The sequence below is a fragment of the Fuscovulum blasticum DSM 2131 genome (assembly GCF_003034965.1).
Lineage (GTDB): Bacteria > Pseudomonadota > Alphaproteobacteria > Rhodobacterales > Rhodobacteraceae > Pseudogemmobacter > Pseudogemmobacter blasticus.
On record NZ_PZKE01000006.1, the window covers coordinates 139,368 to 164,099 of the forward strand.

The 24,732-nt window shown below is 68.5% G+C and carries 25 protein-coding genes; 19 read left to right on the plus strand and 6 right to left on the minus strand.

Going from position 1 to position 24,732, the window contains the following annotated elements; genetic code table 11:
* Nucleotides 1-37 precede the first annotated feature (37 nt).
* Nucleotides 38-685 (minus strand): PAS domain-containing protein, encoded by a 648-nt coding sequence (locus tag C5F44_RS08240; RefSeq protein WP_181318221.1) that lies wholly within the window; start codon nt 683-685, stop codon nt 38-40.
* Between the two features lie 178 nt (nt 686-863).
* Between C5F44_RS08240 and C5F44_RS08245 the strand changes: the two genes are divergently transcribed.
* From C5F44_RS08245 to C5F44_RS08285, 9 genes are all read left to right on the plus strand, one after another.
* A complete protein-coding gene (locus C5F44_RS08245; protein WP_107673037.1) occupies nt 864-1,757 on the plus strand; it encodes a YicC/YloC family endoribonuclease in 894 nt (297 codons plus the stop codon).
* 2 nt (nt 1,758-1,759) lie between these two features.
* On the plus strand, nt 1,760-2,395 hold the full coding sequence (gmk, locus tag C5F44_RS08250; RefSeq protein ID WP_107673038.1) for a guanylate kinase: 636 nt from the start codon (nt 1,760-1,762) through the stop codon (nt 2,393-2,395).
* Nucleotides 2,392-2,910, plus strand: coding sequence for a gamma carbonic anhydrase family protein (locus C5F44_RS08255; protein ID WP_107673039.1), 519 nt, complete (start codon nt 2,392-2,394; stop codon nt 2,908-2,910). Before gmk ends, C5F44_RS08255 begins: the two co-directional genes overlap by 4 nt.
* A 77-nt stretch (nt 2,911-2,987) precedes the next feature.
* The gene (locus C5F44_RS08260) at nt 2,988-3,809 is read left to right on the plus strand and encodes a MurR/RpiR family transcriptional regulator (protein WP_107673040.1); all 822 of its coding nucleotides are present in this window, start codon (nt 2,988-2,990) and stop codon (nt 3,807-3,809) included.
* Between the two features lie 90 nt (nt 3,810-3,899).
* Nucleotides 3,900-5,807 carry a bifunctional 5-dehydro-2-deoxygluconokinase/5-dehydro-2-deoxyphosphogluconate aldolase gene (locus C5F44_RS08265; protein WP_107673041.1) on the plus strand — a complete coding sequence of 636 codons (1,908 nt, stop codon included), beginning with the start codon at nt 3,900-3,902 and terminating at the stop codon, nt 5,805-5,807.
* Complete coding sequence (gene iolD / locus C5F44_RS08270) at nt 5,804-7,633, plus strand: 3D-(3,5/4)-trihydroxycyclohexane-1,2-dione acylhydrolase (decyclizing) (RefSeq protein ID WP_107673042.1); 1,830 nt, start codon at nt 5,804-5,806, stop codon at nt 7,631-7,633. Before C5F44_RS08265 ends, iolD begins: the two co-directional genes overlap by 4 nt.
* 7 nt (nt 7,634-7,640) lie before the next feature.
* Complete coding sequence (iolE, locus tag C5F44_RS08275; protein ID WP_107673043.1) at nt 7,641-8,537, plus strand: myo-inosose-2 dehydratase; 897 nt, start codon at nt 7,641-7,643, stop codon at nt 8,535-8,537.
* A 35-nt stretch (nt 8,538-8,572) separates the two neighbouring features.
* Nucleotides 8,573-9,388, plus strand: coding sequence for a 5-deoxy-glucuronate isomerase (iolB, locus tag C5F44_RS08280; RefSeq protein ID WP_107673044.1), 816 nt, complete (start codon nt 8,573-8,575; stop codon nt 9,386-9,388).
* Between the two features lie 47 nt (nt 9,389-9,435).
* The gene (locus C5F44_RS08285; protein ID WP_107673127.1) at nt 9,436-10,461 is read left to right on the plus strand and encodes a sensor histidine kinase; all 1,026 of its coding nucleotides are present in this window, start codon (nt 9,436-9,438) and stop codon (nt 10,459-10,461) included.
* On the opposite strand, the gene C5F44_RS08290 is transcribed toward C5F44_RS08285, so the two are convergent.
* The gene (locus tag C5F44_RS08290; protein ID WP_107673045.1) at nt 10,458-11,072 is read right to left on the minus strand and encodes a TetR/AcrR family transcriptional regulator; all 615 of its coding nucleotides are present in this window, start codon (nt 11,070-11,072) and stop codon (nt 10,458-10,460) included. The genes C5F44_RS08285 and C5F44_RS08290 overlap by 4 nt on opposite strands.
* 157 nt (nt 11,073-11,229) lie before the next feature.
* Here C5F44_RS08290 and purB point away from each other — a divergent pair, with 157 nt between their 5' ends.
* The 4 genes from purB to C5F44_RS08310 all read left to right on the plus strand — a co-directional run bounded on the left by purB (nt 11,230) and on the right by C5F44_RS08310 (nt 15,239).
* On the plus strand, nt 11,230-12,531 hold the full coding sequence (gene purB / locus C5F44_RS08295; protein ID WP_107673046.1) for an adenylosuccinate lyase: 1,302 nt from the start codon (nt 11,230-11,232) through the stop codon (nt 12,529-12,531).
* 113 nt (nt 12,532-12,644) lie between these two features.
* Nucleotides 12,645-13,595, plus strand: coding sequence for a tRNA dihydrouridine(20/20a) synthase DusA (dusA, locus tag C5F44_RS08300; protein ID WP_235822574.1), 951 nt, complete (start codon nt 12,645-12,647; stop codon nt 13,593-13,595).
* A gap of 82 nt (nt 13,596-13,677) precedes the next feature.
* Nucleotides 13,678-14,493 carry a sulfite exporter TauE/SafE family protein gene (locus C5F44_RS08305; protein WP_181318230.1) on the plus strand — a complete coding sequence of 272 codons (816 nt, stop codon included), beginning with the start codon at nt 13,678-13,680 and terminating at the stop codon, nt 14,491-14,493.
* Nucleotides 14,490-15,239: a hypothetical protein gene (locus C5F44_RS08310; protein ID WP_235822570.1), complete on the plus strand. Its 750-nt coding sequence runs from the start codon at nt 14,490-14,492 to the stop codon at nt 15,237-15,239. The genes C5F44_RS08305 and C5F44_RS08310 overlap by 4 nt, the downstream gene beginning before the upstream one ends.
* Before the next feature lie 120 nt (nt 15,240-15,359).
* Here C5F44_RS08310 and C5F44_RS08315 read toward each other — a convergent pair whose 3' ends face one another.
* Genes C5F44_RS08315 through ccmI form a run of 3 tightly spaced genes read right to left on the minus strand, consistent with a single transcriptional unit; the run spans nt 15,360 to nt 17,304 of the window.
* The gene (locus tag C5F44_RS08315) at nt 15,360-15,599 is read right to left on the minus strand and encodes a DUF1289 domain-containing protein (protein ID WP_107673048.1); all 240 of its coding nucleotides are present in this window, start codon (nt 15,597-15,599) and stop codon (nt 15,360-15,362) included.
* Complete coding sequence (gene ruvX, locus C5F44_RS08320) at nt 15,596-16,081, minus strand: Holliday junction resolvase RuvX (RefSeq protein WP_107673049.1); 486 nt, start codon at nt 16,079-16,081, stop codon at nt 15,596-15,598. The genes C5F44_RS08315 and ruvX overlap by 4 nt, the downstream gene beginning before the upstream one ends.
* Nucleotides 16,078-17,304 carry a c-type cytochrome biogenesis protein CcmI gene (gene ccmI, locus C5F44_RS08325; protein ID WP_107673050.1) on the minus strand — a complete coding sequence of 409 codons (1,227 nt, stop codon included), beginning with the start codon at nt 17,302-17,304 and terminating at the stop codon, nt 16,078-16,080. Before ccmI ends, ruvX begins: the two co-directional genes overlap by 4 nt.
* Nucleotides 17,305-17,559: 255 nt before the next feature.
* Here ccmI and C5F44_RS08330 point away from each other — a divergent pair, with 255 nt between their 5' ends.
* From C5F44_RS08330 to C5F44_RS08355, 6 genes are all read left to right on the plus strand, one after another.
* Nucleotides 17,560-18,807 (plus strand): sarcosine oxidase subunit beta family protein, encoded by a 1,248-nt coding sequence (locus tag C5F44_RS08330; RefSeq protein WP_107673051.1) that lies wholly within the window; start codon nt 17,560-17,562, stop codon nt 18,805-18,807.
* Nucleotides 18,808-18,916: 109 nt separating this feature from the next.
* A complete protein-coding gene (locus tag C5F44_RS08335; RefSeq protein WP_107673052.1) occupies nt 18,917-19,240 on the plus strand; it encodes a sarcosine oxidase subunit delta in 324 nt (107 codons plus the stop codon).
* Nucleotides 19,237-22,248, plus strand: a complete 3,012-nt coding sequence (locus tag C5F44_RS08340; protein ID WP_107673053.1) for a sarcosine oxidase subunit alpha family protein — start codon at nt 19,237-19,239, stop codon at nt 22,246-22,248. The genes C5F44_RS08335 and C5F44_RS08340 overlap by 4 nt, the downstream gene beginning before the upstream one ends.
* Nucleotides 22,241-22,792, plus strand: a complete 552-nt coding sequence (locus C5F44_RS08345) for a sarcosine oxidase subunit gamma (RefSeq protein WP_107673054.1) — start codon at nt 22,241-22,243, stop codon at nt 22,790-22,792. Before C5F44_RS08340 ends, C5F44_RS08345 begins: the two co-directional genes overlap by 8 nt.
* 99 nt (nt 22,793-22,891) lie before the next feature.
* Nucleotides 22,892-23,308 (plus strand): hypothetical protein, encoded by a 417-nt coding sequence (locus C5F44_RS08350; RefSeq protein WP_107673055.1) that lies wholly within the window; start codon nt 22,892-22,894, stop codon nt 23,306-23,308.
* Between the two features lie 181 nt (nt 23,309-23,489).
* Complete coding sequence (locus C5F44_RS08355; RefSeq protein ID WP_107673056.1) at nt 23,490-24,092, plus strand: superoxide dismutase; 603 nt, start codon at nt 23,490-23,492, stop codon at nt 24,090-24,092.
* A 75-nt stretch (nt 24,093-24,167) separates the two neighbouring features.
* On the opposite strand, the gene C5F44_RS17810 is transcribed toward C5F44_RS08355, so the two are convergent.
* Nucleotides 24,168-24,719, minus strand: a complete 552-nt coding sequence (locus C5F44_RS17810) for an LOG family protein (protein WP_146161917.1) — start codon at nt 24,717-24,719, stop codon at nt 24,168-24,170.
* Nucleotides 24,720-24,732 lie beyond the last annotated feature (13 nt).

Below are 24,732 nucleotides of genomic sequence, written 5' to 3' on the forward strand. Positions count from 1 at the left end.
GGCGGGCGTCTTGCGTTGCGGCCCCCGGGCGGTGCGGTCAGTCGACGGAATGGACCAGCCGCAGATGCGGCGCGCGGGGCGGCGGGGCCGGGCTTTCAGCGAAGCCGGGGGCGGGGTCGCGGGTCGGGCCGGGGCTGATCGGCGGAATGGTCAGCCGGGTTTCGGTGCTGCGCAGAACGGTGAAGCGGCGGGGCGATCGGCCCATCTCGCCACTGGTTTCAAGGCAGCCCAGGGCCAGATCGCAGCCGCCGGAGCCGGACCGCAGCGGCATCAGAAGCAGCCGGGCCAGCAGGCCGGGGCGGCCGATGCCGCGTTCGGCTTCCAACTGCACCTCGGCCACGGCGGGCATTGTGAACACCTGTTCGGCAGACTGGGCCAGTTTCAGCCGGGCTTCGGGCAGGAACAGGCAGGACAGCGGCAGGCCCTTCATGTCCAGACCGGCAAGGTCGGTCAGGCCCATGCCGGCGATGCGCAGTCGCAGAAGGCCGGTGCCGATGCGGTCGGCCACGAAGACATGATCCAGCGCCTGCGCCAGACCGCGCGGGTCCAGATCGGCGCGCAAGGGGATCTGGCCGGTTTCGGCGCGCAGACCTTCCCAATAGGCGCGGACCCGGGCGATGGCGGGAAACCCGGCGCCGGTTGCGGCCCGGCTGCCGCCGGGGCCGCCCGGAAACGAGAATATCATCCTGACCTCCGTCATGCTGCGGGCGGCGTGTGTTGATGCGATCCGGCGGGTCTGCTAGGCCGGCTGGACCTGCGCGGGTCTTGCCGCAAGATTAGCCCGGATCGCGCGAATTTGGGCGAAAATCTTGTCAAATGGTAAATACCTGCCGCGCGGGCCGGGGCCGGAACAGGAGAGGGCGATGACCGTTTCGATGACAGGCTTTGCCGCGCGCCGCGGCGCCGGGGCCGGCTATGGCTGGCTGTGGGACATCCGCAGCGTCAACGGCAAGGGGCTGGACCTGCGGCTGCGGGTGCCCGACTGGGTGGACGGGCTGGAAGTGGCGCTGCGGGCCGAGCTGCAAAAGGCGCTGGGGCGCGGCAATGTCAGCCTGACGCTGAAGGTGGCGCGCGAGAGCGGGGCGGCGGAACCGGCGCGGGTGAACCGCGAGGTGCTGGCCGGCGTGCTGCGGGCGCTGCAAGAGGTGGAGGCCGCCGCGATGACGGCGGGCGTGACGCTGGCGCAGGCGACGGCGGCCGATGTGCTGGCCATGCGCGGGGTGATGGATGCCGCCGCCGCCGAAGAGGACACCACGCCGCTGCGCGCCGCCATTCTGGCCGATCTGCCGGGGCTGCTGGCCGATTTCGCCGCCATGCGCGCGGCCGAGGGCGCGGCGCTGGCCGGGGTGATCGGGGCGCAGGTGGACAGCATCGCCGCGCTGGTGGCCGAGGCCGCCCGTCTGGCCGAGGCGCGGCGCGACAAGGCGGCGGACAGCCTGCACGCGGCGCTGGCCCGGCTGACCGCCAATGCCGAAGGTCTGGACGAGGCGCGCATCGCGCAGGAACTGGCGCTGCTGGCGGTGAAGCAGGACGTGACCGAGGAGCTGGACCGGCTGGGCGCCCATATCGCCGCCGCCCGCGCGCTTCTGGCCGATGCCGCGCCGGTGGGGCGCAAGTTCGATTTCCTGATGCAGGAATTCCTGCGCGAGGCGAACACGCTGCTTTCCAAGGCGCAGGACATTGACCTGACCCGCGTCGGCCTTGACCTGAAGACGGTCATAGATCAGATGCGCGAGCAGGTTCAGAACGTGGAGTGACGATGGCGCGCCGGGGGCTTCTTCTCATCCTGTCCTCGCCTTCCGGGGCGGGAAAATCCACGCTGGCGAAGAAGCTGATGGTCTGGGACACGTCCCTGCGCTTTTCGGTTTCGGCCACGACCCGCGCCCCGCGCCCGGGCGAGGTGGACGGGCGCGAATATTACTTCAAGACCCGCCCCGACTTTGAAGAGATGGTGCGCACCGGGCAGATGCTGGAACATGCCGAGGTGTTCGGCAATTTCTACGGCAGCCCGCGCGCCCCGGTGGAACAGGCCATGGCCGAAGGCCGAGACACGCTGTTCGACATCGACTGGCAGGGCGGCCAGCAGATCCGCAATTCGGGGCTGGGGCGGGATGTGGTGTCGGTGTTCATCCTGCCGCCGTCGATTGCCGAGCTGGAGCGGCGGCTGCGGTCGCGCGGGCAGGACAGCGACGAGGTGATCGCGGGGCGGATGGCTAAAAGCCAGGCCGAGATCAGCCATTGGGCCGAATATGACTATGTGTTGGTCAACCGCGACCTTGACGCGACCTTTGCGCAACTGGTCAGTATCGTGGAAGGGGAACGCAGCCGCCGCGACCGCCAGCCCGACCTGGCGGATTTCGTGCGCGGCCTGAACCGGGAGTTCGACGCCAGATGATCTATGAACTGGACGGGATCGCGCCGGAGATCCACCCCGAGGCCTGGGTGGCGCCGGGCGCGCATGTGATGGGGCGGGTGGTGCTGGGGGCCGGGGCCTCGGTCTGGTTCGGGGCGGCGCTGCGCGGCGACAATGAGCCGATCACGGTGGGGCAGGATACCAACATCCAGGAAAACTGCGTGCTGCACACCGACATGGGCTTTCCGCTGGTGATCGGTGCCTTCTGCACCATCGGCCACAAGGCGATGCTGCATGGCTGCACCATTGGCGAGGGCAGCCTGATCGGGATGGGGGCGACGGTGCTGAACGGCGCGAAGATCGGGCGGGGCTGCCTGATCGGGGCGGGGGCGCTGATCACCGAGGGCAAGGAAATTCCCGACGGGGCGCTGGTGATGGGCGCGCCGGGCAAGGTGGTGCGGATGCTGGACGAGGCGGCCCGGGCGCGGCTGCTGCAATCGGCGGTGGGCTATCGCGCCAATGCCGAACGGTTCCGCAAGGGGCTGAAGGCGCTGTAGGGCGCCATCGCGGGAACGGGTTGGAATATTCGTTCCATTCGTGCTAGCCTTGCCCCTGTGCCCGCAGGAGAGGCCAGATGGACGTGAAGACCCCAACGCCGCCGGCGACGGTTGACGAATTCCGCGACCGGCTGGCGGCGCTGGCCGATTCGCTGCCGCGCCGGTTGCAGCAATGCGCCGATTTCATCGCCGCGAATACCGACCGGATCGCCGTTTCGACCGTGGCGGAGCTGGCGGCGGGGGCGGATGTGCCGCCTTCGGCGCTGATGCGGTTTTGCCAGATCCTGGGATTTTCCGGGTTTTCCGACATGCAGCGGCTGTTTCGCGAGGCCTGGTCGCCCGGCCCGCCGGATTATTCCACGCGGCTGCGCAACCTGAAGGCGGGCGGCGCGGGGCGACCGGCGGCGCTGCTGGCGGAATTTGTCGAGGCGGGGCGGTTGTCGCTGGAATCGCTGACCAAAAGCGTGGACGAGGCGGCGCTGGACCGGGCGGTCGGGCTGCTGGCCGGGGCGGGGATGATCCATCTGGTTGGCCTGCGGCGGGCGTTTCCGGTGGCCAGCTACCTGGCCTATGTGTTTGAAAAGATGCAGGTGCCGGCGCTGCTGCATGATGGCGTGGGCAAGCTGGACCACCGCTTTGCGCTGCGGCCGGGCGATGCGCTTCTGGCGATCACCTTCGCGCCCTATTCGCCGGAAACGCTGGCGCTGGCGCAGGATGCGCGCGAGCGCGGCCTTGCCGTGGTGGCGCTGACCGATCAGGCCGGCGGGCCGCTGGCGCGGCTGGCCTCGGCCGCGCTGGTGGTGCCCGAGGTGGATTTCGGCGCCTTCCGGTCGCTGTCGGCCACCATCGCGCTGGCGCTGGCGCTGGCGGTTGCGGTGGGATCGGCGCGCGGGGGATGAATTCCGCTTCCCCTGCGGATCAAAATGGAATATTTATTCCATAGCCCGGAGGGGCCCCGAGTCTGTGCGGGGCGGGGCGGGGGGAACTGCATGAAGACGCTGGATGTGATCACCATCGGCCGGTCCTCGGTGGACCTGTACGGCGCGCAGGTTGGCGGCCGGCTGGAGGACATGGGGTCGTTCCAGAAATACATCGGCGGCAGCCCGACCAACATGGCGGCGGGCACCGCGCGGCTGGGGCTGCGTTCGGCCCTGATCACGCGGGTGGGCGATGAACACATGGGCCGCTTCATCCGCGAGGAGCTGGCGCGCGAAGGCGTGGACGTGCGCGGCGTGAAGACCGACCCCGAGCGGCTGACCGCGCTGGTGCTGCTGGGCATCCGTGATGAGACGCAGTTTCCGCTGATCTTTTACCGCGAGAACTGCGCCGACATGGCGCTGTGCGAAGACGACATCGACGAGGGGTTCATCGCCGAGTCGCGCGCGGTGGTGGCGACCGGCACCCATCTGTCGCATCCGCGGACCGAGGCGGCGGTGCTGAAGGCGCTGCATCTGGCCCGCAAGCACGGCGCGCAGACGGCGCTGGACATCGACTATCGGCCGAACCTCTGGGGGCTGGCGGGGCATGGGGCGGGGGAAAGCCGCTTCATCGAAAGCGCCGCCGTGACGGCCAAGCTGCAAGCCACGCTGCACCTGTTCGACCTGATCGTCGGAACCGAGGAAGAGTTCCACATCGCCGGCGGCAGCACCGATACCATCGCCGCGCTGCGGGCGGTGCGGGCGGTCAGCGCGGCCACGCTGGTGTGCAAGCGCGGGCCGATGGGCGCGGTGGCCTTTACCGGCGCCATTCCCGACACGCTGGACGAAGGGCAATCCGGCCCCGGCTTCCCGATCGAGGTGTTCAACGTGCTGGGCGCGGGCGACGGCTTCATGTCGGGCCTGCTGAAAGGCTGGCTGGACGGCGAACCCTGGCCGGTGGCGCTGACCTATGCCAATGCCTGCGGGGCCTTTGCCGTCAGCCGGCACGGCTGCACGCCGGCCTATCCCAGTTGGGAAGAGTTGCAGTTCTTCCTGGCGCGGGGCGTGGTGACGCCGGCCCTGCGCAAGGATGCGGCGCTGGAACAGATTCACTGGGCGACCAACCGGCATGACGACTGGTCCAGCCTGCGGGTCTTTGCCTTTGACCACCGCGCGCAGCTTGAGGCGATGGAGGGCGCGACGCCCGAAAAGATTGGCGCCTTCAAGGAGCTGTGCCTGACGGCGGCCTTGCAGGTGGCCGATGGCAAGCCGGGCCATGGCATCCTGTGTGACAGCCGTCTGGGCCGGCGGGCGCTGTATCGGGCGGCCGGAACGGGGCTGTGGATCGGGCGGCCGGTGGAATGGCCCGGATCGCGCCCGCTGACGGTGGAGCCCGAGATCGGCGCCGATTTCGGCGGCCTGTCGGAATGGCCGCTGGGCCATGTGGTCAAGGCGCTGTGCTTCTGCCACCCCGACGACGACGCGCAGATGCGTGCCGCGCAAGAGGATACGGTGCTGCGCCTGTTCCAGGCGGCGCGGCGCAACCGGCTGGAATTCCTGCTGGAAATCATCCCCTCCAAGGTGGGGCCGGTGGATGACGACACCAGCGCCCGGCTGATCGAGCGGTTCTATGACCTGGGGGTCTTCCCCGACTGGTGGAAGCTGGAACCCTTTGCCAGCGATGCCGCCTGGGACCGGGCCTGTGCGGCGATCCGCCGGCGCGATCCGCATGTGCGCGGCATTGTGGTGCTGGGGCTGGATGCCAGCGAAGGGGCGCTGGCCGCATCGCTGGCGCTGGCGGCGCGGCATGATCTGGTGAATGGCTTTGCCATCGGGCGGACCATCTTTGGCGATGCGGCGCGCGGCTGGCTGGCCGGCACGCTGACCGATGCCGAGGCGGTGGCCGAGATGGCCGGGCGCTATACGCGGCTGTGCCGCATCTGGGACGAGGCCCGCGCAGGGGCAGGGGGGAAGGCATGACACAGACGATCCGGTTGACCGCGGCGCAGGCGATGGTGCGCTGGCTGTCGCTGCAACAGGCCGAGGACGGCAGCCGCTTCATCGAAGGGGTCTGGGCGATCTTCGGCCATGGCAACGTGGCCGGTCTGGGCGAGGCGCTACATGCCCATCGCGACGCGCTGCCCACCTGGCGCGGCCAGAACGAACAGACCATGGCGCATATCGCCGTGGCCTATGCCAAGGCCAGTGGCCGGCGCAAGGCGATGGCCGTCACCTCGTCCATCGGGCCGGGGGCGACGAACATGGTCACGGCGGCGGCGGTGGCGCATGTGAACCGGCTGCCGGTGCTGTTCATTCCGGGCGACGTGTTCGCCAACCGCGCGCCCGATCCGGTGTTGCAGCAGATCGAAGATTTCGACGACGGCACGGTGTCGGCGAATGACTGTTTCCGCCCGGTGGTGCGTTACTTCGACCGGATCAGCCGGCCCGAGCATCTGCTGACCGCGCTGCCGCGCGCGTTGCGGGTGATGACGGACCCGGCGAATTGCGGGCCGGTCTGTCTGGCCTTCTGCCAGGACACCCAGGCCGAGGCCTATGATTACCCGGTGGATTTCTTCACGCCGCGGGTCTGGCACATCCGCCGCCCCGAGCCGGATGCGCGCGAACTGGCCGAGGCGGTGGCGGCGATCCTGGCGGCGAAGCGGCCGCTGATCGTGTCGGGCGGCGGGGTGCTGTATTCCGGGGCCGAGGCCACGCTGCTGGACTTTGCCCGCGCCCATAACATTCCGCTGGTTGAAACGCAGGCAGGCAAGGGTGCGGTGGATTGGGAAGAGCCGCTGCATTTCGGTTCGCCCGGCGTGACCGGCACCGGCTGCGGCAACAAGCTGGCCGCCGAGGCTGATCTGGTGATCGGCGTCGGGACGCGGTTCCAGGATTTCACCACCGGGTCCTGGACGGTGTTTTCCGCCCCGGGGCGCAAGCTGTTGTCGATCAACATCCATGGTTATGACGCTTCCAAGCGCGCCGCGCAGCCGCTGGTGGCGGATGCGAAGGTGGCGCTGGAGCGGATTTCGGCGGCGCTGGACGGGCACCGCTTTGCCGACCCGGATTTCAAGGCGCGGGCCGACTGGTTCGCGCTGACCGACGGGATCTTCAGCCAGCCTTCGGGCAACGAACTGCCGTCGGACGCGCAGATCGTGGGCGCCGTGGGGCGGGTGGCCGACAAGAACAGCCTTGTCATGTCGGCCTCGGGGTCGATGCCGGGGGTGCTGCATGTGCTGTGGCGCGCGGCGCAGGGCGGCTATCACATGGAATACGGTTTCTCCTGCATGGGGTATGAAATTGCGGGGGCCATGGGCATCAAGATGGCCCGCCCCGCGCGCGAGGTGATCTGCCTGCTGGGCGACGGGTCGTGGATGATGGCCAATTCGGAACTGGCGACGGCGGTGATGATGGGCGTGCCGATCACGGTGGTACTGGTGGACAACCGTGGCTTCGGCTGCATCAACCGGCTGCAGAAGGCCACCGGCGGGGCGCCGTTCAACAACCTTCTGGACGATGCCTTCCACGTCAACCAGATGAACCTGGATTTCGTCAGCATGGCGCGCGGACTGGGCGCCCATGCGGTGAAGGCCGCGTCTCTGTCCGAGCTGGAGGCCGAGGTCGTGAAGGCGCGGTCGGCGACCGTTCCGACGGTGATCGTGATCGACGCCGATCCGCTGCCGGGAACGGGCGCGGGCGGCACCTGGTGGGATGTGGCCGTGCCCGAGGTTTCGGACCGGCCCGGCGTGAACGAGGCCCGCAAGGGCTATGAACAGGGCATCAAGGCCCAATGGCTTGTGAATTGAGGGCAGCATGATCCTTTTCGGCACCAACCCCATCGCCTGGGCGAATGACGACGACCGCAGCATCGGGGCCGATATTCCGACCGCGCGAATTCTGGACGAGGCCGGTCGCCAGATCGGCTTTGACGGGATCGAGAACGGCCACCGCTGGCCGGATGATCCCGAGGAATTGCGTTCCATGCTGGCTGGTTACGGGCTGAAATTCATCTCGGGCTGGTATTCGACGGAACTGCTGGTGCGGTCGGTCGAGGACGAGATTGCCGCCTGTCAGCACCATCTGGCGAAGCTGCGCCACAATGGCTGCAAGGTGATGATCGTCTGCGAGACCTCGAACGCGATCCATGGCGACGCGGGCTGCGCGGTGAATGACCGGCCGCGCCTGACGGCGGCGGAGATGACCGCCTTTGGCGCGAAGCTGGAGGCCTTCGCGGCCTGGCTGGCGGCGCAGGGCGTGACGCTGGTCTATCATCACCACATGGGCACCATCGTTGAATCGCCCGAGGAGATTGATGCGCTGATGGCGGCGACGGGGCCCGCGACGCATCTTCTGTTCGACGCCGGGCATTGCGCCTTTGGCGGCGGCGATCCGGTGGCGGTGCTGACGCGGCATGTGGGCCGGGTGCGGCATTTCCATGCCAAGAACATCCGCCCCGACATCGTGGCGCGGGTGCGCGCCGAGGGTCTGTCGTTCCTGCAGGGCGTGATGGCCGGGGCCTTTACCGTGCCGGGCGATCAGGAGGGCGGCGTGGACTTCGGCCCGCTGCTGAAGATTCTGGCGCAGGCGGGCTATGACGGCTGGATCGTGATCGAGGCCGAGCAGGACCCGAAGGTGCGCAATCCGCTGCTGTACCAGACGCTGGGGCTGGCGACGCTGAAGCGGCTGGCGCGGGACGCCGGTCTGGTGTGACGCCCGCCGGAGCGCGGTGAGGACGGAGGAAAGCCATGGTCGATCTGCTGCGGAAACCCGTGGGCGTGCGGGGCAAGGTGCATGACATAACGCCCGAGGCGGCGGGCTGGGGCTATGTCGGCTTTTCGCTGTACCGGCTGGCGCCGGGCGATGTGGCGGCCGAGGTGACGGGCGGGCGCGAGGTGATTCTGGTGCTGGTCGAGGGCAAGGCCCATGTGACCGGCGCCGGGCAGGACTGGGGCGTTCTGGGCGACCGGATGAACGTCTTTGAACGGACGCCGCCGCATTGCCTGTACCTGCCGGACGGCACCGACTGGCGAGCCGTGGCGACCACGCCCTGCACGCTGGCGGTCTGTTCGGCGCCGGGCAAGGGCGGGCATCCGGCGCGGCGGCTGGGGCCCGAGGGGATTGCGCTGACGCCGCGCGGCACCGGGGCGAACCAGCGGTTCATCAACAACATCGCCATGGAGGCGGCCGACGTGGCCGACAGCCTTCTGGTGACCGAGGTCTTCACCCCGGCGGGCAACTGGTCCAGCTATCCCAGCCACCGGCATGACGAGGACGACTTCCCGCGCATGACCTATCTGGAGGAAAGCTATTATCACCGGCTGAACCCGCCGCAGGGCTTTGGCGTGCAGCGGGTTTACACCGAGGATGGCACGCTGGACGAGACCATGGCGGTGAAGAACCATGACGTGGTTCTGGTGCCGAAGGGGCACCATCCCTGCGGCGCGCCCTATGGCTATGAGATGTATTATCTGAACGTGATGGCGGGGCCGCTGCGGAAATGGCGGTTCCAGAACGATCCCGATCACGACTGGATCTTTCGCCGCGACAATCCCGGCGTGTGATGCCTGCGGGGCTTGCCCCGCGCCGCGAAGCCGGGCAAGCAGGGGCCATGCCCGCGCTTGCCGAGATCATCGACGCCCTGCCGCTGCCCGCCCTTGTGGTCGAGGCGGGCGAGCAGCTTGTGGCCGCCAATGCCGCCGCGCTGCGCCTGCTGCCGCCCGGATCGCTGGGCCGGCCGCTGGCGCTGGCCTTGCGGGCGGCGGATTTGCTGGATGGCGTGGCCGAGACCATGGCCGGCGGCCCGGCGCGGGAGCTGCGGCTGCGGCTGGTGAAGGACGGGGCCGAGCATATCTATCTGGTGACGCTGGCCGGTCTGGGGCAGGGCGCGGCGCGGCAGGTGCTGTGTACCTTCCGCGACACCAGCGCCGAAGAGGCGGCAGAAGCGATGCGGCGCGATTTCGTGGCCAATGTCAGCCATGAGCTGCGCACACCGCTGACCGCGCTGACCGGCTTCATCGAGACCTTGCAGGGACCAGCGCGGGACGACCCCGGCGCGCGCGAGCGGTTCCTGTCGATCATGGCGCGCGAGGCGGGGCGGATGAACCGGCTGGTGCGCGACCTTTTGCAACTGAGCCGGGTCGAGGCCGAGGAACGGGTGCGCCCGCGCGATCCGGTCGATCTGGCGGCAGTGCTGGCCTCGGTCCGGTCAACGCTGCGGCCGGTGGCCGAGGGGCTGGGGGCAACGGTGCGGATCGACGCGCCGGCGGGGGCGATCCCGGTGCCGGGCGACCATGACCAGTTGGTGCAGGTGTTTTCCAACCTGATGGAGAACGCGCTGAAATACGGCACGGCGGGGCAGGAGGTGCGGGTGACGGTGACGCGCGAACCTTCGTTCCGCGGCCCGGCGGTGCGGGTTGCGGTGGCCGACCGGGGCGAGGGGATCGACCCGGTTCACCTGCCGCGCCTGACCGAACGCTTCTACCGGGTGGACAGCCACCGTTCGCGCGAAAAGGGCGGCACCGGGCTGGGGCTGGCCATCGTCAAGCATATCGTGGCCCGGCATCGCGGCTGGCTGAAGATCGACAGTGTGAAGGGCGAGGGATCGACCTTCACGGTGATCCTGCCGGTGGCCTAGGCCGTGCCGGCGCCGGGCGCGGCAAGAATCCCTTCGGCCACCCGCCGCAGCGGGCCGCGCATGGCGACCCGGGCCGTGCGGCGCAGGCTGTCCAGCCCGATCAGCGCGCCATAAAGGGCAACGGCGCCGTCTTCCGCCGCGTCGGGGGACAGGCCCGCTTCGGCCAGAAGGTCGCGCAGGGCGGCGATGCGGTGGCGGTCCACCCGGGCCAGAACGGCGCCGGCGCGTGGGTCCACCCGGCCCCAGTCGCGGATCGCGGGTTCCAGGGCGCCGCCGGCCACCTCAACCTCGGGCAGGACCGAGACCAGATCGACCAGCCGCAAGAGCCGCGCCCGCGGATCGGCCCCGGCGGCCTGGGCCGCCGTGGTGATGGCGGTGGTGGCAAGCGCCGCCCAGGCGTCAAGCATGGCCTGATGCAGCGCCGCCAGATCCTTGAAATGCCAGTAGAACGACCCCTTGGTCGCGCCCAGCCCGCGCGCCAGCGTTTCGGCCCGCACCGCCTGCGGCCCGTCGGCGGCCAGCGCCCGGAAGCCGGCCATCACCCAGTCTTCAGGCCCAAGCCGCAGCTTCGGCATGTTGCTGTCCGCTTCCGCGCCGCTGACCGCCTGCACCCGCCCCTCCTGCCTGATTGCCGGATACCTGATTGCCGGATGGGGGCAGCCTAGCGGCGGGCTGGTTAACAATGTCCCAACGGCGGTGGCTTCCCTTGCACCGCGCCGCAACCCGGCGTAAGGCCAGCCGCAACCCCCGCCAGACAGAGGTTTGCCGATGATCCCGCGCTATTCCCGCCCCGAGATGGTCAAGCTGTGGTCGCCCGAGACCCGGTTCCGCATCTGGTTCGAGATCGAGGCCCATGCCTGCGACGCGCAGGCCGCGCTGGGCGTGATCCCGAAGGCCAATGCCGAGGCCGTCTGGCGCGCGAAGGACGTGGAATTCGACGTGGCCCGCATCGACGAGATCGAGGCGGTGACCAAGCATGACGTGATCGCCTTCCTGACCCATCTGGCCGAGATCATCGGCAATGAGGAGGCGCGGTTCGTGCATCAGGGGATGACCAGCTCGGACGTGCTGGACACGACGCTGAACATCCAGCTTGTGCGCGCGGCCGATCTGCTGCTGGCGGGCGTGGACCGGGTGATGGCGGCGCTGAAGACGCGCGCGCTGGAACACAAGGATACGGTGCGCATCGGCCGCAGCCATGGCATTCATGCCGAACCCACCACGCTGGGCCTGACCTTCGCGCGCTTCTATGCCGAGATGAAGCGCAACCGCGAACGGCTTGGAAACGCGCGGAAAGAAGTGGCGACCGGCGCGATTTCCGGCGCGGTCGGCACCTTCGCCAACATCGACCCGCGGGTCGAGGAACATGTCTGCAAGGCGCTGGGGCTGGTGCCCGAGCCGATCTCGACCCAGGTCATCCCGCGCGACCGCCACGCGATGTATTTCGCCACGCTGGGCGTGATCGCGTCCAGCATCGAGAACGTGGCGATCGAGATCCGCCACATGCAGCGCACCGAGGTGCTGGAGGCGGAAGAGTTCTTCAGCCCCGGCCAGAAGGGCAGCAGCGCCATGCCGCACAAGCGCAACCCGGTGCTGACCGAAAACCTGACCGGCCTTTCCCGGCTGGTGCGCATGGCGGTGGTGCCGGCGCTGGAAAACGTGGCGCTGTGGCACGAGCGCGACATCAGCCATTCCAGCGTGGAACGGATGATCGGCCCCGATGCCACGATCACGCTGGATTTCGCGCTGCACCGGCTGGCCGGGGTGGTGGAAAAGCTGGTGGTCTATCCCGAGAACATGCTGCGCAACATGAACAAGTTCAAAGGGCTGGTCATGTCGCAGCGGGTGCTGCTGGCGCTGACGCAGGCCGGCGTATCTCGCGAGGACAGCTATCGCCTTGTGCAGCGCAACGCGATGAAGGTCTGGGAGAAGGGCGCCGACTTCAAGACCGAGCTGCTGGCCGACCCCGAAGTCACCGCCGCGCTGACCCCGGCCGAGATCGAGGAAAAGTTCGACCTTGGCTATCACACCAAACATGTGGACACGATCTTCAAGCGCGTGTTCGGGTAAGCGTTACGGGTGCCGGAAACCACGGAAGCCGATCCATGGGCCAGATGACGGACCACGCCCCAACCCCACCGGCCGCGCCGCAGTTCGGCGCGGAGCGGCTGTCGGTTGCGCCGATGATGGACTGGACCGACCGGCATTGCCGCTATTTCCACCGGCTGATGACGCGGCGGGCGATGCTGTATACCGAAATGGTGACGGCGCCCGCCATCGTGCACGGGCCGAAGGCGCGGCTGCTGGATTTCAGCGCCGAGGAACATCCCGTCGCGCTGCAACTGGGCGGATCGGACCCGGCGGAGCTGGCCGCGGCGGTGCGGATCGCGCGCGACTGGGGCTATGACGAGATCAACCTGAACTGCGGCTGCCCGTCGGACCGGGTGCAATCGGGCTGTTTCGGCGCGGTGCTGATGGAGCGCCCGGCGCTGGTGGCCGATTGCGTGGCCGCGATGGCGGCGGAAAGCCCGGTGCCGGTGACGGTGAAATGCCGGATCGGGGTGGATGACCAGACCCCCGAGGAGGTGCTGCCGCGTTTTTTGGAAACCGTGGCGGCGGCGGGCGTGCGGCATTTCGTGGTTCATGCGCGCAAGGCCTGGCTGCAGGGCCTGTCGCCCAAGGAAAACCGCGATATTCCGCCGCTGGACTATGACCTTGTGCTGCGGATGAAGGTCCGCTTCCCCGAGCTGACGATCTGCCTGAACGGCGGCGTCACCAGGCTGGATCAGGCGCGCGGCCTGCTGGCGCAGGGGCTGGACGGGGTGATGATCGGCCGCGCCGCCTATCAGGAACCGGGGCAGGTGCTGATCGGCGCCGATGCGCTGTGGGGCGAGGACTTCGCCCCCGATCCGGTGGCCGTGGTGCGGGCCATGCTGCCCTATGTCGAGGCGCATCTGGCCGGGGGCGGGCGGCTGCACCAGATCACCCGGCACATGCTGGGCCTGTTCCATGGCCGCCCCGGCGCCAAGGGCTGGCGGCAGGTGCTGTCGGTCGAGGGCGTACGCGAAGGCGCCGGTCCCGAGGTGCTGCTGGCCGCGCTGGAGCGGATCACGGCGCCGACACTGGCGGCCTGACCTGTCGTTTCCCGGCTGGCGCGCTGCGCCCCGGCGGGGATAGACAGGGGGGGCAGATGCCGCGAAGGAACCGCCCATGCCCATTCCAGAGATGTCCACGCTGATTCCGCTGCTGCTGGCGCTGATCGTGATCGGCGGCTTTGCCGGCGTGGTGGGGGGGCTTCTGGGGGTTGGCGGCGGCATCGTGCTGGTGCCCGCCTTCTTTTACGCCTTTCATGTGCTGGGCTATGGCGGCGATCAGGTGATGCAGGTCTGCGTTGCCACCTCGCTGGCGACCATCGTCGTCACCTCGATCCGCTCGACCTCATCGCACAACCGCAAGGGCGCGGTTGACTGGGCGGTGCTGCGGACATGGGGGCCGTGGCTGGTGGGCGGGGCGGCGGTCGGCGTGTTCATCGCCGCGCGGGTGCCGTCAACCGTGCTGCAGGCGGTGTTCGGCATCCTGGCCGGGCTGGCTGGGCTGTGGATGGCCTTCGGCCGCGACAGCGCAAGGCTGGGCGATGCGATGCCGGGGGAACCCGTGCGCGGGCTTCTGGCCACGGCGACCGGGTTCTTTTCGGCGCTGATGGGCATTGGCGGCGGCACCTTCGGGGTGCCGCTGATGACGCTGTTCGGCGTGCCGATCCACCGCGCGGTCGGCACCGCCTCGGGCTTCGGGGTGCTGATCGCGGTGCCGGCGGTGCTGGGCTTCCTGTTCGTCAAGATCGCCGAGGCGCCGCCCTGGACCCTTGGCGCGATCAACCTGCCGGCCTTCCTTGTGGTGATCGGAACCACCCTGCTGACCACGCCGCTGGGGGTGCGTCTGGCCCATGCAATGAACCCCAAGCCGCTGAAACGCGCCTTTGCCGTGTTCCTGACGCTGGTGGCGCTGAACATGCTGCGCAAGGTGATCTGGTGACGGCGGACCCGGGCTGGCGCCGGATCGGGCCAGACCCGGCCATCGCCGCCTGGGCCGCGGCCGCCTTGCCGCAGGCCCGTGCCGCCATTGCCGCCAGCCCTGAACCCTGGCGCTGCGGCGGCACCTGGTTCGTGGGCGTGGATGCCTTGCCGAACGGCCCGGATGGCGGCATGGGCGGGGTGGCCTTCCCCTGGTCCGCGCTGCCGCTTGCGCCGCAGCCCCTGCATCGCGGCCAGCTTTCCACCGTGGTGCCCGGCTATCCGCAGCCCTCGCCCGACGAAGGGGCGGCGGCCTTTGGCTTTCGACTGCGCCGCGACGCCGCCCATCTGGACGGGCTGCTGGCCGTGGGCCCTGACCGGCAACGCATGGTGAAAGAGCCGCACGCCTGGATTCTGGGCCTGCCGCTGACCGACTGCGGGGCAGGGGCCGCGCCGCTTGTGGTCTGGGAGGGCAGCGCCGAGGTGATGCGGGACGGTCTGCGCCGGGCCTTTGCCGGAACTGACCCCGACCTCTGGGATCAGGTCGATGTGACCGCCGCCTACAAGGCGGCCCGGGCCGAGGTGTTTCGCGCTTGCCGCCGGGTGGAATTGCCCGCCCGTCCGGGCGAGGCGCTGCTGCTGCACCGGCTGATCGTTCACGGCGTCGCCCCCTGGGCCGAAGGCGCCGCCGCCCCGGCGGAAGGCCGTATCACCGCCTATTTCCGCCCGCTGCTGCCCAGCGTCGCCGCGTGGCTGACAGAGCCCTGACCGCAGGCCTGCCCGCGGGGGCCTGCCGGTCTTGCGAAACCTGCTCCCTTCCTCTTGGTCCAAATACCCCGGGGGTGCGGGGGCAGCGCCCCCGCGGGCGCCGCTCTCCGCCGGCCGCTCTCAGCTTTCGGCGCGGTCCAGCCGGGCCATGCGGCCGCCGCGGCGCTTGTGCAGGCGGCCAGCGCGGGCGGGCAGGTCCGCCATCAGCTCTGCCCGGGCTTCATGCGTCATCCGCGACCAGCCCGAGATTTCCTCGATTGTGCGGTAGCAGCCGACGCAGATGCGTTCCTCGGGGTGGACGACACAGAGCTTGATGCAGGGCGACTGGATCTCGTCGCGCTTCCAGAGGTCATCCTTCACGGGTCGCTCCGATCCTGGCCCATATGCGCCAGCCGGTCCAGCGCGCCTTGCAGGATATACCCGGCGGCCACGGCGTCGATCACCTCTTTGCGACGCTTTCGCGACGCATCCGCCTCAAGCAGGGCCCTTTCGGCGGCCACGGTGGACAGCCGTTCATCCCAGAAGGTCATCGGCAGGTCGCACAGCCGTTCCAGATTGCGGGCGAAGGCGCGGGTGGATTGCACGCGCGGGCCTTCGCTGCCGTCCATGTTCAGCGGCAGGCCCAGCACCAGGCCGCGCACCCCCCGCTCGGCCAGAAGCGCCAGCAGGGCGGCGGCATCCACGGTGAACTTGACACGGCGGATCACCGTGGCGGGCGTGGCGACCGACCGGCGCAGGTCCGAGATCGCGACGCCGATGGTCTTTTCGCCCAGGTCAAGCCCGGCCAGCGCCCCCGAGGCGGGCAGCAGGGCGTGCAGCGCGGCAAGGTCGGCCACGATCACGGGGCAAGTCCGGCGGCTGTGGCGACATCGGCAAGGCTGGCCAGCGCGTCGGGCTGCGAGGCGAAGCGCTGCTTGGCCTCGGCATAGATTTCCTGCGCCTGGTCCTTGCGGCCCAGCACCCCCAGCGCGGTGATCAGTTGCGCCCATTCCTGCGCGCTGCCGCCTTCGGTGGCCAGCCGGTTGGAAAGCTGGTCCACCATGCCCTCGATCATCGCCTGCCGGTCTTCCGGCGACATGTCGGCGGCGGCGGCCATGTCGCCGGCCGAGGGGCCTTTCAGCGCCGGCATGTCATAGCGGATGCCGGCCAGGCGGGCCGCGTCGGGCAGTTGGGTTGCCAGCGGCTGCATCCAGGGCGCGTCGGGGGGGCTGCTTTCATAGAGCGGCTGCCAAAGCTGGAAGGCGTGGTCGTAGCGGCCGCTCTGGGCGAACATCAGCCCCGAGAAATAGCGCGCGGTGCCGTTCTGCGGGTCCAGTTCCAGCGCCTTGACCAGCGCGGCCTCGGCTTCGGGGCTGACATAGCCGCCGGCCCAGCGGATCAGGATTTCGGCCAGACCGGCGTGATCCTCGGCGGTGGCCGTGGCGCCCTTGACCGCAATCAGGCGGCGCTGTGCGGCTTCGGCGGCGGCGAAATTGCCAAGCGCGGCCTCGTTTCGGGACAGCAGTTCCAGCCCCCGCGGGTCGGTCGCGGTGGCGGGGTCGACGCTGGCGCGCAGCTTGTCCATCAGCGCGGCATAATCGGGCGAAACCTCGGGCGCCTTGGCGGGCGGCAGGTCGGCCACGGCCTGCGCCTGCGAGGGGCGCGAGGCCATCAGGTGATCGGCTTCGGCAAGGCGGCGGTCCAGCGGCAGGTCGGGATACCAGGGCACGCCGGTCTGGCTGTAGATCGCCAGCGCGCCGCCGCCGGCGGCCAGCACCAGCGCCCCGGCCAGCAGGAGCGGGGTGCGCGACGCGGTGGCCGCCACCGGGCCGGCGGCGGTCAGGGCGCGGTCGGCCGCCAGCAGGCGGCGGGCGATTTCCGTCTTCAGCCGGTCGGCCTCGGCGGGGGGCAGGGTGCCGCGGGCAAGGTCGCGGTCAACTTCCGCCAACTGGTCGCGATAGACCGCGATGTCGCGGCGGGCGGCGGGTTCCGCCTCGGCGCCCGCGCGGCGCAGGCTGAGCAGCAGAAGCAGCATCACCCCAAGCGTGAGGGCGCCCGCGATCGTCCAGAAGCCCATCACATCCATTGTCCTGCCATCCCCGGCCCGTTTCCGACAGGCCCGATGTAGCGGCTTGGCCCCCCCGGCAAAAGCCCCCAATCGCCGCAAGGGCCTGCGTGGGGGCGCGGATCGCGCAGCCTTGATCGCGCATGTCGCTTTTTTCCCGATTGTGCCGCGGGGAGGCGGGGGTGTAAGTCGGTCGCGTTCCAGACAGGGGGCGGCGAAGCGGCGGCCTGTGCCCCTTTGCTGCCCTGTCCCATGCCCCGTGCGGAGTAGGCTTGCATGAAACGCTATTCGGTCTTTGCCATCGCGCGTGAGGCGCTGCGCTATCACACCGGCTGGGAAAGGGCCTGGCGCAGCCCGGACCCCAAGCCCGCCTATGATGCCATCATCATCGGGGCCGGCGGTCACGGTCTGGCCACCGCCTATTACCTGGGCAAGAACCACGGCATCACCAATGTCGCGATTCTGGAAAAGGGCTGGCTGGGGGGCGGCAACTCGGGGCGGAACACCACGATCATCCGCTCGAACTACCTGCAGGATTCCTCAAGCGCGATCTTCGAGAAAGCGCGCAGCCTGTATGAGACGATGAGCCAGGATCTGAACTACAACGTGATGTTCAGCCCGCGCGGCCTGCTCATGCTGGCGCAGACCCATCACGAGGCGCGCGGCTACAAGCGCACGGTCCATGCCAACCGCCTGCAGGGCGTTGCGACCGAATGGATCAGCCCGCAAGAGGTGAAGAAGCTGGTCCCGATCATCAACATCGACGGGCCGCGCTATCCGGTGCTGGGCGCGCAATATCAGGCGCGCGGCGGCACGGCGCGGCATGACGCGGTGAACTGGGGCTATGCGCGGGCCTGTTCCGACATGGGCATGGACGTGATCCAGAATTGCGAGGTCACTGCCATCCGGTCGGAAAACGGCATGGTGACCGGGGTTGAAACCACGCGCGGCGCGATTTCGTGCAAGAAGCTGGGCATCGTGGTGGCGGGCCATTCCGGGGTGCTGGCCGAAATGGCCGGCTTCCGGCTGCCGATCGAATCCATGGCCTTGCAGGCGCTGGTGAGCGAGCCGATCAAGCCCTGCATCGACGTGGTAGTCATGGCCAACACGGTGCATGGCTATATCTCGCAATCCGACAAGGGCGAGCTGGTGATCGGCGGCGGCACCGACGGCTTCAACAACTATACCCAGCGGGGCAGCTTCCAGCATATCGAGGAAACGCTGCGCGCGCTGATCGAGACCTTCCCGATCATCAGCCGGGTCAAGATGCTGCGGCAATGGGGCGGGATCGTCGACATGACGGGCGACCGCAGCCCGATCATCTCGAAAACGCCGCTGGGCAACTGCTTCATCAACTGCGGCTGGGGGACGGGGGGCTTCAAGGCCATTCCGGGATCGGGCTGGGCGATGGCCGAACTGGTGGCCAAGGGCGAACCCGGCCCGCTGGCGGCGGAATTCGACATGTGGCGCTTCAAGGAAGGCCGGTTCATTGATGAATCGGTCGCGGCCGGGGTGGCGCATTGATGCACCGGCTGGGAACAAAATCCTTTGAAGGATTTTGCCCGGAGTTTTCAAAAACTCCGGGCCAGATTTTTCGAAAAATCTGGCGGCAGGCCGCCATCGAGGTCACGATATGCTGATTCTGGAATGTCCCTACTGCGGCGTGAAGGCCGAGGAGACCGAGTTGCAGCCCGGGGGCGAGGCGCATCTCAAGCGCTTCGGGCCGGGGTCCAGCCCCGAGGATTTCGAGGCCTACATGTTCGCCCGCAAGAACCCCAAGGGCGTGCATTTCGAACGCTGGCGCCATGCCTATGGCTGCGGCAAGTGGTTCCTGGCCGCGCGCTGCACCGCCACGCTTGAGGTCTTTGGCACCTATCCGGCGCAATCGCCGGAACCGCCGGCGGACCTTGTGAACAAGATCAAGGCCAAGCGGCCGGAGTGGAAGGGCTGGAAATGAGCACGCGGCTTTCCAAGGGCGGGCGCCTGATCGACCGTGCCCATGCCATCGAGATCAGCTTCAACGGCAAGCGTCTGCGCGGCTATCGCGGCGACACGCTGTCGGCGGCGCTGCTGGCCAATGACCAGATGCTGGTCGGGCGCAGCTTCAAGTATCACCGCCCGCGCGGCATTGTTGCCAGCGGGGCCGAGGAACCGAACGCGCTGGTCAACCTGGGCGCCGGCGCGCGGGCCGAGCCGAACCAGCGCACCACCACGACCGAGGCCTTCGACGGCCTTGTCGCGGCCAGCCAGAACCATTGGCCCAGCCTCGACTATGACATCGGCGCGGTGAACAACCTTGCCGCGCGCTTCCTGCCGGCGGGGTTCTATTACAAGACCTTCATCCATCCGCGCCCGGCCTGGAAACACCTGTTCGAGCCGATCATCCGCCGCTCGGCGGGCCTGGGCAAGGCGCCGGCCGAACCGGATGCCGACCGTTATGAGCAGGTCTATGCCCATTGCGACCTGCTGGTCGCGGGCGGCGGGATCGCCGGCCTGCAGGCCGCGCTGATTGCCGGCGCCGCGGGCGCGCGGGTCATGCTGCTGGAACAGACCGCGCATTGGGGCGGCCGTGCGCCGGTCGATGGCGATGTGATCGACGGCAAGCCGGCGGAAGAGTGGATCACGGCCACGCTGGATGCCCTTGGCAAGATGGAGAACGTCACGCTCAAGACCCGCTGCATGGTGGCCGGGGTCTATGACCATGGCTATGTGCTGGCCGAAGAGCGGGTGGCCGACCATACGCCCGGCGATGGCCGTCCGCGCAAGCGGCTGTGGCGCATCCGCGCGACGCGCGTCCTGTCGGCGACCGGCGCGCTGGAACGTCCGCTGGCCTTTGCCGGCAATGACATTCCCGGGGTGATGCTGGCCTCGGCGGTGCGGGATTATGTGGGGAACTGGGCGGTGTCGCCCGGCGACCGCACGGTGGTTGTCACCAACAACGATGATGCCTACCGCACCGCGATTGCGCTGAAGGAGGCGGGGCTTGAGGTGCCGGTGATCGTGGATGCCCGGGCGCAGGCCAATGGCGCGCTGCCGCAGAAGGCGCGCGCGATGGGCATCCGGGTGGAAGCCGGGCGGGCCATCGTCAAGGTCAAGGGCGGCAAGCGGGTGACCGGCGTGGCGCTGGGCCTGATGGCGGGCGAGGGCGCCGTGCTGGAAGAGATCGCCTGCGATGCCGTCGCCATGTCGGGCGGCTGGTCGCCGGTGGTGCATCTGTGGAGCCATTGCGGCGGCAAGCTGACCTGGGACCGCGCGCGGGCGATGTTCCGCCCCGATGCGGCCCGCCCGCCGCTGACGCAGGACGGCAGCGCGTTGGTGATCGCGGCCGGGGCGGCCAACGGGGCGCTGACCGGGGCCGAGGCGCTGGCCGATGCGGCCGAGGCCGGGGTGGCGGCGGTGAAGTCGCTGGACCTGAAGGCAAAAACAACGCCCATCGGCAAGGCCGAGGCGGTGGAAGAAGCCATGATCGAGCCGGTCTGGATGATGCCGCAGGGCGCCAAGGCCAGCCTGCGCATGAAGATGTGGCTGGATTTCCAGAATGACGTGAAGGTCTCGGACGTGCAGCTTGCGGCGCGCGAGGGCTATCAGTCGGTCGAGCACACCAAGCGCTATACCACGCTTGGCATGGCGACGGATCAGGGGAAACTGAGCAACATCAACGGTCTGGCGATTCTTGCTGATGCGTTGAATGAAGACATTCCCGCCGTCGGGACCACCACCTTCCGCCCGCCCTATACGCCGGTCACCATCGGCGCGCTGGTGGGCGAGGCGCGGGGCGAGATCTTCCAGCCGCTGCGCCGCACGCCCATGCAGGGCTGGCACGAGGCGCAGGGGGCCTATCTGGAACCCGTCGGCCTGTGGCGGCGCCCCTATTGCTATCCGCGCGCCGGCGAGACGCATGAGCAGGCGGTGAACCGGGAAATCCTGAACACCCGCGCCAATGTGGGGCTGCTGGATGCCTCGACGCTGGGCAAGATCATCGTGCGCGGGCCGGATGCGGGCCGCTTCCTGGACATGCTGTATACGAACGTCATGTCCAGCCTGCCGGTGGGCAAGTGCCGCTACGGGCTGATGTGCAACGAGCAGGGCTTCCTGTCGGATGACGGCGTGGTGGTGCGTCTGGCCGAGGATACCTGGCTGTGCCACACCACCAGCGGCGGCGCGGATCGCATCCACGGCTGGATGGAAGACTGGCTGCAATGCGAGTGGTGGGACTGGAAGGTCTATACCGCCAACGTGACCGAGCAATATGCCCAGATCGCGGTGGCCGGTCCCAAGGCGCGGCTGGTTCTGGAAAAGCTGGGGGGGATGGATGTCTCGAAAGAGACGATGCCCTTCATGACCTTTGCCGAGGGCGAGCTGGCGGGCATCCCGGCGCGGGTGCACCGGATCAGCTTCTCGGGCGAGCTGTCCTATGAAATCGCGGTGCCGGCCAGCCATGGCCTGGCGCTGTGGGAAAAGCTGGTCGCGGCGGGGGCCGAGTTCGGCGTGATGCCCTATGGCACCGAGGCGATGCACATCATGCGGGCCGAGAAGGGCTTCATCATGATCGGCGACGAAACGGATGGCACGGTGATCCCGCAGGATCTGGGGCTGGACTGGGCGATTTCCAAGAAGAAGGCCGATTTCCTGGGCAAGCGCGGGCAGGAGCGGACCTATCTGGCCAGTCCCGACCGCTGGAAGCTGGTCGGTTTCGAGACGCTGGACGGATCGGTCATCCCCGATGGCGCCTATGTGCTGGACGCGGGGACGAACGACTACGGCTTCCGCAAGGCGCAGGGGCGCGTCACCTCGACCTATCATTCGCCGACGCTGCAGAAGGGCATTGCCATGGGGCTGTTGCGCCATGGGCCGCAGCGGATGGGCGAGGTGGTCGAGTTCAACACGATGGCGGGCGGCACGGTGGCGGCGCGGGTGGTGAACCCGGTGTTCCTGGACCCGAACGGGGAGAAGCAGAATGGCTGAGCCGGTGTCCGCCCTGGGGGGCGCGGTGTTCGAGGGCTTTGCGACCGTGCGCGAGATCGGGCCCCTGGGCATGATCACGCTGCGGGCCAAGCCCGATGTGCCGGGGCTTGAGGCGGCGGTGCGCGGCGCGGTCGGCACCGGGCTGCCGGCGCGGCGGCAGATGGACTGGGCCAAGGATCGCGGCTGCGGCTGGATGAGCCCGGACGAATATCTGCTGATCCTGCCCCATGCCGAGGTGGGCCGGGCGCTGGCCGGGATCGAGGCCGCGCTCAAGGGCCAGCATTTCCTGGCGGTGGATGTGTCCGACGCCCGTGCGGTGTTCCGCATCGAGGGCGAGAAGGCCGATCAGGTGCTGCGCAAGCTGGCGCCGGCCGACCTGGACGCGATGGCGCCGGGCGAATTGCGACGCAGCCGGATCGCGCAGGTTGCGGGCGCCTTCTGGGCGGGCGAGGGCGGCTATACGCTGGTCGTGTTCCGCTCGGTCGCGGGCTATGTGATGGGTGTCCTGACCCATTCGGCGCAGCCCGGATCGGAACTGGCCTGATCCGCGGCCGGCGGGCCGGTCCGGCCCGCCTGCTTACAGCCGTATTGACAGGAATCGGCTTGCCCGTGACACCTGAGCACATGTCTCAGGGGTTGAATCATGAATTTCATCAAGGGCAGTGTCTTGGGGTTGGTTTTTGCGGCGCAGGTGGCCGGTGCCGCATCGGCGGATGTGGTCTATAAATGCAAGATCGAGGACCAGCGGGTGAACCGGGGCTGGATCCCGAATACCGTGATCGTGTCCCACAAGCCGGGTGCAGCCGAGGCCACGGTGAATGACAACGGGATCATGTACAAATTCGGCAAGCCGATCACGGTGCCGGTCAAGGCAGAAACAGCGGAACGGCTGAGCCTGTCCTGGCAGATCAAGCTGCCGGCGGAACGGGGTGGCGGGTATCTTCTGACCTACTCGCTTTCAGTGTTCAAATCGAAGAAGACTGCCCAGGTGCGGGCGTTGGTGCATGGCTACAGCAGGACCATGCAGTCGCAGGGTCCTTGCGAGGTTATGAAAAGCTGAACGGCGACGGGCTGTTTCTGCCCGGGCAAGGCGGCGCGGTTCTTGCCGCGCCCGGGCAGGCGCCCCGGCCCTGCGATGCGACCCAGAGAAAGACTCGGGTTTCCGGGCGTCAAGCCTTGACCTTCCACCGATCCGGTCCCTTATTCAGGACAAGCGCAATTTCCGAAGAGGAGACTCACCTATGGCTTTCACGCTGCCTGATCTGCCCTATGCCCATGACGCGCTGGCGTCGCTTGGCATGTCGAAGGAAACGCTGGAATACCACCACGACATTCACCACAAGGCCTATGTCGACAACGGCAACAAGCTGTTGATCGCGTCGGAATACGAGGCGATGAGCCTGGAAGACATCATCACCGACACCTATCAGGCCGGTGCGGTGGCGCAGAGCGGCCTGTTCAACAACGCGTCGCAGCACTGGAACCATACGCTGTTCTGGGAAGTGATGGGGCCGGGCGAAAACAAGAAGATGCCGGGCGAGCTGGAGCTGGCGCTTGCCGAGAGTTTCGGTTCGGTTGCCAAGTTCAAGGAAGATTTCGCCGCCGCCGGGGCCGGACAGTTCGGTTCGGGCTGGGCCTGGCTGGTGAAGGACAAGGACGGGTCGCTGAAGGTGACCAAGACCGAGAACGGCGTGAACCCGCTGTGCTTTGGCCAGACCGCGCTTCTGGGTTGCGATGTGTGGGAACATTCCTACTACATCGACTTCCGCAACAAGCGCCCGGCCTATCTGACCAACTTCCTTGAGAAGCTGGTCAACTGGGAAGCGGTTGCCGCCAAGCTGTAAGGCCAGCACAACCGAGCCATGCAAAGGCCCGCCGGATGCAGTTCCGGCGGGCCTTTTGTTTGCGCTGCGGGCGGATCAGGCGAAGGCCGCCTTCAGCGCCGCTTCCAGTGCGGGCACATCCGGCACGGTGGTGTAAAGCGCGGTCACCGACGGGTCGGCGAAGCCTTCGGTGACGATATGGCTGATCAGGGCGTTCAGCGGTTTCCAGTAGCCGTCCTGATCCAGCAGGAAGATCGGCTTGCGGTGCAGGCCGATCTGCGCCCAGGTCAGCACTTCGAAGAATTCGTCCAGACTGCCGGCCCCGCCGGGCAGCACCACCACGGCGTCCGAGTTCATGAACATCACCTTCTTGCGTTCGTGCATGTCCTCGGTGACGACAAAGCGGGTCAGGTCGCGCTTGCCGACCTCGGCCCGGATCAGGTGGGTGGGGATCACGCCGAAGGTGGCGGCGCCGGCGGTCTGGGCGCTGCGGGCCACTTCGCCCATCAGGCCGACATCGCCGGCGCCATAGACCAGCCGCCAGTCGTTGCGGGCCAGCATGTGGCCGGTGTCGCGGGCGGCTTCGGCATGGGCGGGGTTGCGGCCCGGGCGGGCGCCGCAGAAAACACAGATCGAATGGATGGGCATGAGGGGCGGCCTT